We start from the raw sequence: 14,439 nt of genomic DNA on the forward strand, positions 1-14,439 counted from the left end.
GCCGCGCGGTGCCGAGCCCCCGGCCCGGCGCCGGCGGCCGCCGCTCAGGCCGCCAGGTGCCCCAGGTCGTTCCAGCTCTCGATGGCCGGCTCCCCGTACGCCCAGCCCAGGACCGACAGGGACGTCGGGTTGAGGCGGATGCGGGCCGCGAAGTCGAGGGGCAGGCCCAGCCAGCGGGCGCCGATGGAGCGCAGGACGTGTCCGTGGGCGAAGACCAGCACGTCCCGGTCGGCCGAGCGCGCCCAGGCCACCACCTCGTCCGCGCGGGCCGTCATCCCGGCGAGGGTCTCCCCCTCGGGGACGCCGTCGCGCCAGATGAGCCAGTCCGGCCGGGCGGCCCGTATCTCGGCCGGGGTCATGCCCTCGTACGCCCCGTAGTCCCACTCCATGAGGGTGTCCCAGGTCTGCGCGCGCTCGCCGAAGCCGGCGAGTTCGCAGGTCTCCCGCGCGCGGACCAGCGGGCTGGTGCGCACCTCGGCCTCCGGCAGCCCGTCGTACGGCGCCCGGTGCAGACGCTCGCCGAGGAGCTTGGCGCCCCGCCGGCCCTCCTCCAGGAGCGGTACGTCGGTCCTGCCGGTGTGTTTGCCGGACAGCGACCAGGCGGTCTGTCCGTGCCGGGCCAGCAGGATGCGCGGTGCCATGGGAGACCTTTCGGGAAATTCGCGGACGGAACTCCTCCATCATCGCCCACTCCGGTCACGGGCAACCCGGCGGGCGGTACCGACGTCTATCAGGGCCGAGGGTGTCTCACCGGGGACGCGCACACCGTAGAGTGACTGGCCGCCGACGGGCGTGAGAACGAAGGGGGAGGGCGATCGGATGCCGCACACCGAGAAACCGGGCATCGAGGCGGCCCCGGCGACCCGGCTGCGCTGGTGGACCGAGCTACCGCTGATCGTCCTGGTGTACGCCTGCTACTCGGCGGGGCGGCTGATCGTCCGGGGCGACGTCTCCGACGCCGTGGACCACGGTCTGGCGATCCTGCGCATCGAGAAGGCCCTGCACCTCAACGCCGAGCACCCGCTCAACCGCCTTTTCACCCGCGAACCGTGGCTGGGCATACCGGCCGACTTCTGGTACGCGTCGCTGCACTACCTGGTGACGCCCGCGGTCCTCGTCTGGCTGTTCCGGTCCCGCACGGTGCGCTACCGCGCCGCCCGCACCTGGCTGATGACGTCCACCTTCATCGGTCTGATCGGCTTCACCCTGCTGCCCACCTGTCCGCCCCGGCTGCTCGACGCGAGCCACGGCTTCGTGGACACCATGGCCCACTACAGCTCCTGGGGGTGGTGGGGCGGCGAGGCGAGCGCCCCGCGGGGCCTGGGCGGGATGACCAACCAGTACGCGGCGATGCCGAGTCTGCACGTGGGCTGGGCGCTGTGGTGCGGGGTGATCCTGTGGCAGTGCGGGCGGACGCGCCTGACGCGGACGGCCGCCGTGGTCTATCCGCTGGTGACCACGATCGTGGTGATGGGCACCGCGAACCACTACTTCCTCGACGCGCTCGCGGGGGCGGCCGTCATGGGCGTCGGACTGCTGCTGACCCCGGCCGTGATGCGGTACGCGGACCGGGTCAAGTCCCGGTTCCTGCCCCGTCCCACACCGGTCGCGGCGGACTCCTCCGGCACCCGTTCCCCGATTGTCAGTGCAGGATGCCAGACTTCCGCGGGTGAGCGATTTCCACGGCAGTGGCAGCACCAGTCGCGGTACGGACCGGAATCCGAGCCGGATGCCTCCCCCTCGGACGCCGGAGAGGAAGCTCCGGCACCGGCTCGCTGAGCTGCGCGGCCCCGAGGTCCAGGCCAAGGCGCTGGACGCGCGTGCCCTGGCCGCCCTCGCCGCCAACCCGGGCTGCAGACGGCGCGCGATCCTCGACGGCGCCGGGGTGAACAAGGCGGCGCTGGCGAGTGCGTTGGGCTCGCCGTCGGTCTTCGGGCAGTCCCAGTTCGCGTTCGTGCGGGGCAACGCGTTCGAGGCGAAGGTCAAGGCCGACGGCGGCACCGAACTGCTGCGGCTGGCCCACGAGAAGCTGGACCGCTCGGCCGAACCGCCCACCGCCGCGCGCGTGCCCGACCTGACCGCTCCCGGCCCCGCGGGGCGCCTGGAGCGTACGCGACTGGCACTGCGCGAGGCCGCGGAGGCCGCCGCCGCGGCCCCGGGCACCTGGACGCTGCTCGACCACCCGATGCTCGCGCTCGACGTCGCCGGCTCCCCCGCCTTCCTGGAGCCGGACGCGGTGGTGGTGCACCCGGACGGCAGTTGGACGGTCGTGGAGATCAAGTCCTTCCCCATGCTGGACGGCGCCGCGGACCCGTCGAGGGTCGGCGCGGCGGCCCGCCAGGCGGCGGTGTACGTGCTGGCGCTCGAGGAGGTGGCCGGCCGGCTCGACCCTCCCCCGCGGGTGCGGCACCGGATCCTGCTCGTGTGCCCCAAGGACTTCTCCAACCTGCCCACCGCGTCGGCCGTGGACGTGCGCAAGCAGCGCGCGGTGACCGCCCGTCAGCTGGCCCGGCTCACCCGGATCGAGGAGATCGCCGACACGCTCCCGGAGGGCACGTGCTTCTCGCCGGAACTGCCCGCCGAGCAGTTGACGGCGGCCGTGGAGTCGGTCCCGGCGACCTACGCGCCGGAGTGCCTGTCGGCGTGCGAGCTGGCCTTCCACTGCCGGGACCGCTCCCGCGCGGCCGGCGCGGTGACCTCCCTGGGCCGTCCGGTCCGCGCGGAACTGGGGGGCCTGACGACCGTCCGGGACGTGCTGGCGGCGGCCCACGGCCAGGCCGGCGACCCCGACGACCCGGTGGTGGCGGCACTGCGGCGCGCGGCGGCCCTGCGCGCGGAGGCGCTGGGCACCGCCGCCGCGGCCGCTCCCGCCGCCGTCCGGGAGGTGGCCCCTTGTCGCTGATCTCCACCCTCGCCCGCCTCGAGGCCGTCAGCACCGGCCGCGCCCGGCCCGCCGCCACCGTCCGGCACCGGCACCTGTCGACGCGGCCCCTGGTGTTCGTGCCGCTCACCACCGCCGGCGAGGCGGGCGCCCCGCTCGGCGCGCTGGTGGGCACCGACCGGGACGCGCCGCGGCTGCTGGTCGTCCCGCAGCCGCGCGACCGCGACCTCAGGTTCGCGTTCCTCGCCGAACTGGCCGACGTGGTCCTTCCCTACGTCGACGGATTCGCCGGCGCCGTGGAGGCGGCCGAGCGCACCGAGACCGACCCGGAGACCGGCAAGCGGGTCAAGGTCGAGGTCGAACTGTGCGCGGACGCGCCCCAGCTGATCGTGCCGAGCCGGGCGGGCATCGACCTCGTACGGCTCCTCGGCCGGTCCATGCGCTTCAGGCGCACGGCGGAGCAGGATCCCGAGACCCCGTTCCCGGCGCCGCCCCGGGTGCCGCTGCTGGGACGGTGGCTGACGCACTTCGGGGAGCGGGCCCGGGTGCCCGGCTCGTCGCTGCTGCTGGCCATGACCGACGTCCTGGCCCGGCACTGGGCGACCGGGCAGTCCACCCTGGAGGACCAGCACCTGGGGGCGCTGCTCGCCTGGATCGCCCCGCCCGAGGGACGCTCCGGCGCCGAGGCCGCGCAGGAGGCCGAGCTGGCGCGGGACGCCGACGGCCAGTTGGTGTGCCCGCCCGCGGGCCCGGCGACCGACCCGGCGTTCGACAACAAACTGCTCGCCCCGGCCATCGAGCGCTACGACCGCGCCCGCACCGCGCTCGCCGCCGCGGAGGACGGGCTGGAGGCCGACGCCCGCCTCGGCGCCCTGACCGCCGCCGAGCGGGACATCCGCGCGCTGGTGGAGAGCCGCACACGTCCCACCTGGGACGCGGTGTGGCGCGGCCTGGACCTGTTGCGGGAACTGCCCCAGGGCGCGCGCGTCGAGGAGCGGTGGACGCGCGACCGCTGGTCGTTCACCGGTCACCGGGACCGCGTCCTGGCCGGCGAGCCGCCGCAGCCGCGCCGCGACGACGCCGTCACCGCGGCCAACAAGCTCGCCGTGCGCGAGCGGGAGCAGGCCCGCCTGGAGGCCCAGGAGGCCCTGGACGATCCGCTGGTGATGGCGGGCCGGCGGCTGGCCGGGGAGGCCTTCGCGGGCGAGGTCGTCGACGTGGTGATGGCGTACAGCGAGAGCAAACGGCCCAGCCCCCGTCCGCTGGTCACCGTCCGCACGGACGACCGCCCGCACCTGGGCGAGCGGACCCGGGTGTACCGCACGCTGGGCGGCAAGCCGCAGACGGCGGAGTTCGCCGGGTACGAGGACGGCGGACCGGACGACGGCGGCGGTGACGACGGCCTCCTGATCGTCCTGCGGATCATGGACAAGATGGGCCGCGGCAAGGAGCCCGAGGAGGGGTCCGTGCCGGAGAAGGGCGACCGCGTGTGCTTCACGCTGTTCGAACACGAACCGCGCGGCGGGGCGAAGCTGCCCGATCCGGAGGAGACGCCGTGGACGCACGGCGGCCCGCCGGGCGAGGAGGCCGCCGTGCCGGAGACCGCCGACCCCGTGACCGAGGAGGACCTTCTTTGATCACCGAGGCCGTGGCCTCCCCGGCCGGTTCCGACCCCGGTGCGGCGGCCGCCCGCGCCACCGACGCGATCCTGGACGACACCCTGCACGGCACCGCGCGCGGTGTCGTCGTGGACTCCCCGCCCGGCGCCGGCAAGTCCACCCTGGTGGTCCGCGCGGCCCTGGAACTGGCCGCGGCGGGCCGCCCGCTGATGGTCGTGGCGCAGACCAACGCGCAGGTCGACGACCTGGTGCTGCGACTCGCCGAGAAGAACCCCGACCTGCCGGTCGGCCGGCTGCACAGCAGCGACACCGACCCGTACGACAAGGCGCTCGACGCGCTGGAGAACGTCCGCACGTCGGCGAAGGCGGCCGATCTCGCCGGGCTGGACGTGGTCCTGTCGACGGCGGCGAAGTGGGCGCACGTCAAGGGCGTCGAGCCGTGGCGGCACGCCATCGTCGACGAGGCGTACCAGATGCGCTCGGACGCGCTGCTCGCCGTGGCCAACCTGTTCGAGCGGGCGCTGTTCGTGGGCGACCCGGGGCAACTCGACCCGTTCGCGATCGTGGGCAGCGAGCAGTGGGCGGGCCTGTCGTACGACCCGTCCGCGTCGGCCGTGACCACCCTGCTCGCCCACAACCCCGGCCTGCCGCAGCACCGGCTGCCGGTGTCGTGGCGGCTGCCGGCCTCGGCGGCGCCCCTGGTGTCGGACGCCTTCTACCCGTACACGCCGTTCCGCAGCGGCACCGGCCACGGCGACCGCGGGCTCACCCTCGCCGTCCCGCCGGACGGTTCGGGCCCGGACCGGGTGATCGACGAGGCGGCCGAGTCCGGCTGGGGCCTGCTGGAGCTGCCCGCCCGGCACACCCCGCGCACGGACCCGGAGGCGGTGCGGGCGGTGGCGACGGTCGTGCGCAGACTGCTGGACCGCGGCGGCGCGACCACCTCCGAGCGGTCACCGGACCCCGTCGCGCTGACCGCCGGCCGGATCGCCGTCGGCACCGCGCACCGGGACCAGGCGGCGGCGGTGCGGGCGGCGCTCGCGGAGCTGGGCGTGACGGACGTCACGGTCGACACGGCGAACCGTCTGCAGGGCCGGGAGTACGACGTCACGGTGGTCCTGCACCCGCTCTCCGGCCGCCCCGACGCCACCGCCTTCCACCTGGAGACGGGCCGGCTGTGCGTGCTCGCCTCCCGGCACCGGCACGCGTGCATCGTGGTGTGCCGGGCGGGGGTGGACGACCTGCTGGACGACTACCCGTCCACGGAGCCGGTCCAGCTGGGCACGCTCGTGAAGTTCCCGGACGGCTGGGAGGCCAACCACGCGGTCCTCGCCCACCTCGCCGAACACCGCGTGCGGTGGCGGCCCTGACCCGGCCTCCGCCCACCGGACGGCGCACACCGGCCCCACCCCTCGCCGGACGGAGCCCGGCACGCCGCCGCAGGCGGCCGGTGAACACGGCCCGGACGGTTGGGGGGCCACCGCACGCGGTCCTTCGCCCACCTCACCGAGCACCGCGTGCGGTGGCGGCCCCGGCGGCGGGGCGAGGCCCTCTTGCGAAGGCGCGGGACAATGGACGGTGGCCCGCTTCCCCGAAGGCGCATCCCGGTGGATCGCCCCGGCGGGTCGACCACGACGTACGAGAAGGAGAGATCATGGCGGAGCCCACGCCGCGCCGGGACGAACCGCGGCTACGCCCCGCGCCCCTGCTGTTCGAGCCCGCGGCGTCGGCCGCCGATCCCGAGCACTTCTTCGACCTGGAGTCGATCGACGATCCGCGCGCGCTGCTGGAGCGGGCGACGGAGCTGACGCTCGCGTTCCGTGCCGCGGCGGACCGGGCGATGGAGTTCCAGGCGGTGGCGGCGGCCCAGCTGGCCGATCCCCGGCGCTTCGACCGGCTGACGACGGCCGACATCGCGGAGCGCGCCGAGTGGACCGAGGACTACGCGAAGAAGATGGTCGAGTTCGGGCGGGGCCTGATGCGCGGCGGCGAAGGCCCGGAGGACACCGACCCGGTGTGAGCCCGGTGGGTCCTGGGATTCCTGTGGGTCCTGTGGGCCCGGTGGACCCACCGCCCCGGGCTTGAACAGACGTGGCATATGCCGGGCGGGCACCCTACCCCCTCTCCCGGCACCGCGTCCCGGATTCCGGCAACCCTGGGAAACCGTTCCCTCACGGCGGGTAGATCTGTGCGGCATGAGCAGTCCACGGAATGCCTCCGACGCCGGTGGCGTCACCCCGGACGGTGCCGCCTGGCTCGCCTCGGCGGGAACGTCTCCGCGCAGCACCCTCTCGCACTGGGCGGAGCGGGCGACCGCTCCGGTCGTCCTGCCCTGCGGCGTGGCCTTCGACGTGGTGAGCGCGCCCGCGATCTTCGGGCGCCGGATGCTGGACCGGATGTGGGAGGAGGGGCCGGGTTCCGGGCCGGTGGCGGAGTTCCGGGGCCGGATGCTGCTGTTCGCGGCGCCGGGTACGGCCCAGCGGCTGCCGGTCCTGCTGGAGTGGGAGGAGTGGGGCGCGCACGACCGCGGGCACGGCCGCGCCGGCGGTGTTCCACCGCTGCTGTGCCACGGCACCGGCGACGCGGTGACGGTCCCGGCCCTCCTCGACACCACGGCCGCCGCGGTCCGCTCCGACTCGCGCTGGCTGGTCGCCCCGGACACGCGTCATCCCTGGTTACCGGGCCCGGAGGTGCTGCTCTGGGCGGCCGTACGGGCGGCTCGCGCGGCCGTGCGGATATCGATTTTTCCTCCCGCCGACCGGGATGCTAATGTCTACGACGTCAGCAGGCGCCGCTAGCTCAGTTGGTTAGAGCAGCTGACTCTTAATCAGCGGGTCCGGGGTTCGAGTCCCTGGCGGCGCACGACACGGAGAAGGCCCCCCGCGAGAGCGGGGGGCCTTCTCCGCATGCGTCCCCGTCGGTGATCACCCCGTGGTGATCTTCACCGTCCACGCCCCCGAGGCCGTGCGCCCCTCCACCTCCACCCGTACGGACTCCCCCGGCACCGTGAAGGTCTCGCCGAGGGCGACCGGGGCGTCGGCGAGGGGCGGGTAGACCGAGTCCGCCCGGCAGGCCTCGGTGTGCGGGTGGGCGTCGATGACCTCGACGGGGCCGCCGCCGGACTGGGTGGCGCTGCGCACCCGGTAGACCAGCACCCCCTGCCGGCAGGTCGCCGCGTCGTTGCCGACCGGGCCGCGGACCTCGAAGGCGAGCACGCTGTCGGCGCCGGTGCGCACGACCGCGAGCTTGACGCCCCCGCCGAGCCCGAAGGACGGCGCCCCGGCCGCGCCCGTCACCGGCACCCCCGGCCCCGCCCCCAGCGGCTCCAGCGTCAGCCGCACCGGATCGGCGCCCCGCACGCACCGCACCTGCCGGGGGTCCAGCCAGCCCAGCTTCCACTTGTGCCAGCCGAACAGGTCGGGTGCCAGCGCGAACTGGCTGCCCATCAGGTCCCAGTCGCCGACGTGGGTGTCCCAGTCGCCCTTGCCGTCCACGGGCCGGTGGTAGAGGTCGGGCAGGTCGAAGACGTGCCCGGTCTCGTGGGCGAGGACCAGCCGGTCCGGGGGGTGGTTCTCGAAGACGGTGACGATCCGGCGGATGTCGGTGCCGTCGGCCCGCAGCGGGGTGTCGAGGTTGACGACCTTCGTGGCGTCGGAGTCCACGCCCGGCGCGTCCGGGTCTGCGACCAGGTACACGATGTCGTACTTCGAGAAGTCGACCTGTCCGTCGGCCACGGCGAGCGCGTCGTGCAGATAGGCCGCCCGGTGGGGGACGGACCAGTCACGCCGTATGGCGTACGCGGTGGAGGGGAGCGGCATCCGGATCCAGTGCCGCAGGGCGTGCGGGCGCAGCGTGAACCTGCCGTAGGAGGCCCGCCGGAAGAAGTCGCTCGTGGCCGGGAAGTGGTCGGCGGCGAGTTCCTCGGGCGTGGTCAGGGGGTGCGAGTCCGGGAAGGACAGGAACACCATCACCGCGTCCAGCCGGCGGGACGGACGGGGATAGGCGGCGTTCCAGGTGTCCAGGCCCTCGGAGTGGTGCGCGTCGGTGCGGGTCAGGACGCAGGGCTCCGCGGAGAAGGGTCCGGCGGAGGAGGGGACGGACACCATCGAGGTCGCCGCGAGCGCCGACATGGTGGTGCACATCGCCGCCGTGCTGCGCAGCCGGGGCCGTACACCCGGACGGCGCAGTGCCCGGAGGGCTTCCCGGCCGAGTGCTCGTCCTCTCAGGGGGAGCTGACGCGGCACGGGGACCTCCGGGAGACGGTTCACGGGACACCGCACCCAGAGTGTGTGTGTTTGTCGTATTACGCCCTGTTCAGCTGCACCGGACGGGTGAGAATGCCGGGTCTTCCCCCGGGGGACGGCACCTGGGACGCCCCGGGCCCGTCGCACCACGCACGGAACGTCATAACTGGTCGGAGGCCTGTCGAAGCCGCCCATCGGACGGACGGAAACGGTCGGGAAGAGATGCGGGACCGCCCCGGAGACCGGACAGTATCGAAAAGGGCCCGATGTCGGCCTCTATGATCGGCAGACTTTCCTGCACGGACAGCGATCGAGTGCACTGCGGGAGCGAGAGGTGAGCGGAACGTCCGAAGGGCCGGCGCCCACAACGGAGCTCGACCGACCAGACGTCACAGAGAGTGAGATCGCTACGTCTTCCCGTACCGAATCCCTGTCGTCCCCGACCTCCCCGGCCTCCCCGGCGTCTCCGGTCTCCTCGCCGTCCCCGGCGTCCTCACCGTCTCCGACGTCCTCCCCGTCCCCCCTGTCCGTCGCGTCCCCTCCGTCCCCGGCGTCTCCGTCGTACCGCGCCGCCTTCGCGGTCGCGCCGCTCGCCATGGCCGTGGTCGACCGCGAGGGCATGGTGGTCAGCGCCAACGGCAGCCTCGCCACCCTGCTGGGCAGCGACCAGGACACCCTGACCGGTGCCGTCGCCGCCGATCTGGTGGACCTCTCCTCCGACGCCCGCATCTGGCACGCCTACCGCGAGGTGCTGCGCGGACGGCAGGCGAAGCTGCGCTGCACGCGCCGGCTGAAGCACCCCGAGGGGCACGCGCCGTGGGTGCGGGTGACGGTCGCCCCGCTGCCCGCCGACGACGAGGGCGTCCTGCTCTCGGTCACCGACCTCAGCACCCGCCGGGAGCTCCAGGCCCGGCTGCGGCACGCGCGGCTGCACGACCCGGTGACCCGGCTGCCCAACCGCACCCTGTTCCTCGAACGGCTGACGGCCGCCCTGGAGGCGGAGTCGTACGAGCGGAGCGGCACCGGCCGGATCGGGCTGTGCCACGTGGACCTGGACGGGTTCAAGGCCATCAACGACACCCTCGGCCACCGCATGGGCGACCGGCTGCTGGCCGCCGTCGCCGAGCGCCTGACGCGCTGCGCGCGGGAGACCGGCCGGAGCAGGACCGGCGCCCCGCTGGTCGCCCGGCTCGGCGGGGACGAGTTCGCCCTGCTGGTGGAGGACTCCACCGGCACCGAACAGCTCGCCGACCTCGCCGAGTCGGTGCTCGGGGCGATCCAGGTCCCCTTCGACCTCTGCGGCCAGCGGCTGTCGGTCTCCGCGTCCATCGGGGTGGTCGAGCGGCACACCGCCGGGACCACGCCCACCGCGCTGATGCAGGCCGCCGACACCACGCTGTACTGGGCGAAGGCCGACGGCAGGGCCCGCTGGACGCTGTTCGACCCGGAGCGCAACGCCCACCGGGTGACCCGCCAGGCCCTCGCCTCCGCCCTCCGCCCGGCCATCGAGCGGGGCGAGTTCGCGCTGGAGTACCAGCCGCTGGTCGGCATGGAGGACGACCGGGTGCACGGCGTGGAGGCCCTGGTCCGCTGGAACCACCCCCGGTTCGGCACCCTGACGCCGAATCGGTTCATCGGGCTCGCGGAGGAGGACGGCTCGATTGTGCCGCTCGGCCGCTGGGTGCTGCGCACCGCCTGCCGGCAGGCCCGCCGCTGGCAGGAGGAGCACCCGGAGGAGCCGCCGATCTTCGTCAGCGTGAACGTGGCGGTCCGCCAGATCCGGGACTCCGACCTGGTGGCGGACGTCGCCGGCATCCTGGCGGACACCGGTCTCGCGCCGCGGCTGCTCCAGCTGGAGCTGACGGAATCGGCGGTGATGGGCTCGTCCGGCCGGCCGCTGCAGGTCCTGCGGGAGCTCAGCGACATGGGCGTGCGCATCGCCATCGACGACTTCGGCACCGGCTACTCGAACCTGGCGAACCTCAGCCGGCTGCCGGTGTCCGTCCTCAAGCTGGACGGCGCCTTCGTCCGGGGCTTCCCCTACGAGGAGCGCTCCGCCGCCCCGCCGAACCCGGCCGACGAGGTGATCGTCGAGGCGATGGTCCAGCTCGCCCACCGGCTCGGCCTCACGGTCACCGCGGAGTGCGTGGAGACCTCGGCGCAGGCCACCCGGCTGCGCCGGATCGGGTGCGACACCGGTCAGGGCTGGCTGTACTCCCGCCCGGTGCCGCCGGACCGCATCTCCGAGCTGCTGGGCGCGTCCGGGGTTCAGGCGGGGGCCGGCAACCCGTAGGAGTCGGCGATGAGTTCGTAGGAACGCAGCCGCACCTCACCGCTGTGCGCGTTGGCCGTGAGCATCAGCTCGTCGGCACCGGTGCGCTTCTGCAGCTCGTCCAGTCCGGCGCGGACCTCGTCCGGGGTGCCGTGGACGACGTTGGCGTTCCAGGAGTCGACGAACTCCCGCTCCATGGGGGTGAAGGGGTACGCCTCCGCCTCCTCCGGGGTGGGCACCAGGCCCGGGCGGCCGCTGCGCAGCCGGACCATGTTCAGTGCGGCGGCCAGCACCTGGCGGCGGGCCTCCTTCTCGTCGTCGGCCGCGAGCGCGGAGACGCCGATCAGGGCGTAGGGCGCGTCGAGGACCTCGCTGGGCCGGAAGGCCTCCCGGTACAGGTCCAGCGCGGGGAGGGTGTTCTGCGCCGAGAAGTGGTGGGCGAAGGCGAACGGCAGGCCGAGCAGGCCGGCCAGCCGGGCGCTGAAGCCGGAGGAGCCGAGCAGCCAGACCGGCGGGCGGTGCGGGGACTGCACCCCGCCGGGCGAGGTGCCCTGCACCGGGCCGGGCACGGCGTGGATCCTGCGGTACGGGTGCCCGTCGGGGAAGTCGTCGTCCAGGAAGCGGACGAGCTCGGCGAGCTGCTGGGGGAAGTCGTCGGCGCCCTCGTTCAGCCTGTCGGTGCGGCGCAGGGCCGCCGCCGTGGCGCCGTCGGTGCCGGGGGCGCGGCCGAGGCCGAGGTCGATCCGCCCGGGGGCCATGGCCTCCAGGGTGCCGAACTGCTCGGCGATGACGAGCGGCGCGTGGTTGGGGAGCATGACGCCGCCGGAGCCCAGCCGTATGCGGTCGGTGTGGGCGGCGAGGTGCGCCAGGATCACCGCGGGGGACGAGGAGGCCACCCCCGGCATCGAGTGGTGCTCGGCGACCCAGTAGCGGTGGTAGCCGCGCGCCTCCGCGAGGCGGGCGAGGGCGGCACTGGTGCGCAGGGCGTCGCCCGCGGTGCTGCCGGCGCCCACGGTGACCAGGTCGAGCACCGACAGCGGAACGGGTGCGGTCCCCCGGGCCGTGCCTCGGATCTCGTCGGCTGCGGTGTCGTCTGCGGCCACGGTGCGGTGCCTCCTGTGTGTCGCCTGCGCGGTCGGCGCGCCGTCCGCGCGTCCTCCTCCGGCCGGCAACAGGGGACGGCCCCCGCTTATTCCGCCCGCGCCGCGGCCCCGCGGCGCGCTCACACCTGCACGATCGGCTCCCTGGTGAACAGCGCGCCCAGTTCCGGGGCGTTCACCCGGCGGTCGGCCAGGCGCAGCCCCTCCCAGACCGTGACCTGGTTGGCGGTGAGGACCGGCTTGCCCAGCTCCTTCTCCAGGGCCGGGATGTGGGCGATCGTGTGCAGGGCCGTGTCCGGCAGGAGCAGCGCCTGGGCGTCCGGGGTGTCGGCCCCGCGGGCCAGGGCGAACAGCTCGGCCTCGCCCCAGGCGCCGACCTCCGCCGCCGCGGTGATCCCGGAGCTGCGCACCCCGGTCACCTCCGCCCCGCCGGTCCGCAGGAAGTCGACGAAGAGCGCGGTCACGTCGTCCGGGTAGGTGGCCCCGACGGCGATCCGCCGCACCTCGATCTCCTGCAGCGCGTGCACGAAGGCGAAGGAGGTGGACGACGCGGGCATCCCCGCCGCCCGGGCCAGGGAGCGCACCTGCTCGTGGGCGCCCTCCCAGCCGTGCACGAAGCTGCCGCTGGTGCAGGCCCACACCACGGCCTCGGCACCCGAGAGCCGCAGGTCCCTCAGCCCGGCCCCCAGCCGCTCGGGCGAGCCCATCTCCCGCAGCACGTCCGCCCGCAGCGCGTCCGCCCGGTGCGCGTCCACGCCGACGTCGGTGTGCACCAGGTCCACCCGGATGTCGCTGCCCAGCAGCTGCTCGATGCGCGGATAGTCGTCCTCTGCGGAGTGGCCCGGGTAGAGGAATCCCAGTGCGGTCATGACCAGCCTTCCTGCTGCTTCTCCTTCTCCGGCCCCACGGCGCCGGACACCTGGCCCGGCAGCGCGGTCCCGGAGCGCGCCGTCACGTCGACCAGCGCCCGATACGGTCCTACCGCTCGGGTACCCAATCGGCGCAATGCCGCCCACCCGGTCACCTGGTTGGCCGAGATGACCGGTATGCGAAACTCTGCCTCCGGCCGCGGGATCAGGTCAGGGGCCGGCAGGTCGGCGCACGACGGGGACCGCACGTCCGCCGCGCCGTGCCGGCCGCGCACCGCCGTCCGCCGGCCCCGGTCCACCACCTCCCGGTGGGTTCCCACGCCCCGCACGCGACGGACCGCGGGAACGGCCGTGTTGACGACGGTGCGTTCGGGTGCGAGCGTGGTCAATCCGTGCGTCCCGGAGCATCCCGGACCCACAAGGACTCCTGGCCCCACGGAGACTCCCGGACCCACGGAGACTCCCGGCCATCCCGGAGGAACGGCGGCCCATGACCACTCCCACGCTGCTCGTCCTGGGCACCGATCCGCTCCCCCGTCTCGGCCGGCTCACCGGTCGGGTCCGGATCGAGCACGCCGACGCCTCGACGCTCGCCGAGCGCCTTCCGCACGCGGACGTGCTGCTGGTGTGGGACTTCACCTCCCACGCGGTCCGCGAGGCGTGGCCCGGCGAGGGCCCCCGCCCGCGCTGGGTGCACACGGCGAGCGCGGGCGTGGACCATCTGCTCGGTCCGGAGCTGGCCGCCTCCGACACGGTGGTCACCAACGCGCGCGGCGTCTTCGACCGGCCGATCGCCGAGTACGTCGCGGCCCTCGTCCTCGCCTTCGCCAAGGACCTGCCGCGGACGCTGGAGTTCCAGCGGGAGCGGACCTGGCGGCACCGGGAGACGCGCAGGGTGGCCGGAACGCGGGCCGTCGTGGTCGGCTCCGGGCCGATCGGCCGGGCGATCGCCGGTACGCTCACGGCGCTCGGCGTCACCACCGCCCTGGTCGGCCGCGCCCCGCGCGCCGGCGTGCACGGCCCGGACGACCTGGACCGGCTGATCGCCGGCGCGGACTGGGTGATCGCCGCCGCGCCCCTCACCGACCGGACGCGGGGCATGTTCGACGCCCGCCGCTTCGGCGTGATGCAGCCCTCCGCCCACTTCGTCAACGTCGGCCGCGGGCAGCTGGTCGTCGAGGAGGCGCTCGCCGAGGCGCTGCGGCGGCGCTGGATCGCGGGCGCGGCGCTGGACGTGTTCGCGTCCGAGCCGCTCACCCCCGACGACCCGCTGTGGCGGGTGCCGGGGCTGGTCGTGTCGCCGCACATGAGCGGGGACACGGTGGGCTGGCGGGACGAGCTCGCCGCCCAGTTCGTGGAGTTGTACGAGCTGTGGGCGGCGGGCAGGCCGCTGGTGAACGTGGTCGACAAGCGACGCGGGTACGTACCCGGCCCCTGACGTCCCCGGGAGGGTG

13 protein-coding genes and 1 tRNA gene are annotated in these 14,439 nt (G+C 74.5%); 9 read left to right on the top strand and 5 right to left on the bottom strand.

Features of this window, described 5'->3' with window-relative positions:
* Positions 1–44: 44 nt before the first annotated feature.
* On the bottom strand, positions 45–641 hold the full coding sequence (locus CP969_RS15110; RefSeq protein WP_004987693.1) for a histidine phosphatase family protein: 597 nt from the start codon (positions 639–641) through the stop codon (positions 45–47).
* 178 nt (positions 642–819) lie between these two features.
* Here CP969_RS15110 and CP969_RS15115 point away from each other — a divergent pair, with 178 nt between their 5' ends.
* The 7 genes from CP969_RS15115 (at position 820) to CP969_RS15145 (ending at position 7,362) form a co-directional block, all read left to right on the top strand.
* Positions 820–1,779 carry a phosphatase PAP2 family protein gene (locus CP969_RS15115; RefSeq protein ID WP_016826141.1) on the top strand — a complete coding sequence of 320 codons (960 nt, stop codon included), beginning with the start codon at positions 820–822 and terminating at the stop codon, positions 1,777–1,779.
* Positions 1,730–2,902: a hypothetical protein gene (locus CP969_RS15120; protein ID WP_150474934.1), complete on the top strand. Its 1,173-nt coding sequence runs from the start codon at positions 1,730–1,732 to the stop codon at positions 2,900–2,902. Before CP969_RS15115 ends, CP969_RS15120 begins: the two co-directional genes overlap by 50 nt.
* Positions 2,893–4,518 carry a hypothetical protein gene (locus tag CP969_RS15125; protein ID WP_016826140.1) on the top strand — a complete coding sequence of 542 codons (1,626 nt, stop codon included), beginning with the start codon at positions 2,893–2,895 and terminating at the stop codon, positions 4,516–4,518. The genes CP969_RS15120 and CP969_RS15125 overlap by 10 nt, the downstream gene beginning before the upstream one ends.
* Positions 4,515–5,870: an AAA domain-containing protein gene (locus CP969_RS15130; RefSeq protein WP_004987685.1), complete on the top strand. Its 1,356-nt coding sequence runs from the start codon at positions 4,515–4,517 to the stop codon at positions 5,868–5,870. The genes CP969_RS15125 and CP969_RS15130 overlap by 4 nt, the downstream gene beginning before the upstream one ends.
* Before the next feature lie 284 nt (positions 5,871–6,154).
* The gene (locus CP969_RS15135) at positions 6,155–6,520 is read left to right on the top strand and encodes a hypothetical protein (protein WP_004987681.1); all 366 of its coding nucleotides are present in this window, start codon (positions 6,155–6,157) and stop codon (positions 6,518–6,520) included.
* Between the two features lie 175 nt (positions 6,521–6,695).
* The gene (locus CP969_RS15140; RefSeq protein ID WP_026085154.1) at positions 6,696–7,298 is read left to right on the top strand and encodes a bifunctional DNA primase/polymerase; all 603 of its coding nucleotides are present in this window, start codon (positions 6,696–6,698) and stop codon (positions 7,296–7,298) included.
* A tRNA-Lys gene (locus CP969_RS15145) sits at positions 7,289–7,362 on the top strand. The genes CP969_RS15140 and CP969_RS15145 overlap by 10 nt, the downstream gene beginning before the upstream one ends.
* Before the next feature lie 62 nt (positions 7,363–7,424).
* Here CP969_RS15145 and CP969_RS15150 read toward each other — a convergent pair.
* Entirely contained in the window at positions 7,425–8,642 is a 1,218-nt protein-coding gene (locus CP969_RS15150; RefSeq protein ID WP_016826139.1) for a M6 family metalloprotease domain-containing protein, read from the bottom strand.
* Between the two features lie 436 nt (positions 8,643–9,078).
* Here CP969_RS15150 and CP969_RS15155 point away from each other — a divergent pair, with 436 nt between their 5' ends.
* Positions 9,079–11,037: a putative bifunctional diguanylate cyclase/phosphodiesterase gene (locus CP969_RS15155; RefSeq protein WP_039831155.1), complete on the top strand. Its 1,959-nt coding sequence runs from the start codon at positions 9,079–9,081 to the stop codon at positions 11,035–11,037.
* Here the strand turns inward: CP969_RS15155 and CP969_RS15160 are convergent.
* The 3 genes from CP969_RS15160 to CP969_RS15170 form a co-directional block, all read right to left on the bottom strand.
* On the bottom strand, positions 11,013–12,119 hold the full coding sequence (locus CP969_RS15160; protein ID WP_016826137.1) for an LLM class flavin-dependent oxidoreductase: 1,107 nt from the start codon (positions 12,117–12,119) through the stop codon (positions 11,013–11,015). The two genes, CP969_RS15155 and CP969_RS15160, sit on opposite strands and share 25 nt — an antisense overlap.
* Positions 12,120–12,238: 119 nt before the next feature.
* A complete protein-coding gene (locus tag CP969_RS15165) occupies positions 12,239–12,985 on the bottom strand; it encodes a maleate cis-trans isomerase family protein (protein ID WP_016826136.1) in 747 nt (248 codons plus the stop codon).
* Positions 12,982–13,374 (bottom strand): hypothetical protein, encoded by a 393-nt coding sequence (locus tag CP969_RS15170; RefSeq protein WP_016826135.1) that lies wholly within the window; start codon positions 13,372–13,374, stop codon positions 12,982–12,984. Before CP969_RS15170 ends, CP969_RS15165 begins: the two co-directional genes overlap by 4 nt.
* 101 nt (positions 13,375–13,475) lie before the next feature.
* On the opposite strand from CP969_RS15170, the gene CP969_RS15175 reads away from it, so the two are divergent.
* A complete protein-coding gene (locus CP969_RS15175; protein ID WP_016826134.1) occupies positions 13,476–14,423 on the top strand; it encodes a D-2-hydroxyacid dehydrogenase in 948 nt (315 codons plus the stop codon).
* Positions 14,424–14,439: the final 16 nt, after the last annotated feature.

Origin of the sequence: Streptomyces viridosporus T7A (assembly GCF_008704515.1) — a bacterium.
GTDB classification, from domain to species: domain Bacteria; phylum Actinomycetota; class Actinomycetes; order Streptomycetales; family Streptomycetaceae; genus Streptomyces; species Streptomyces viridosporus.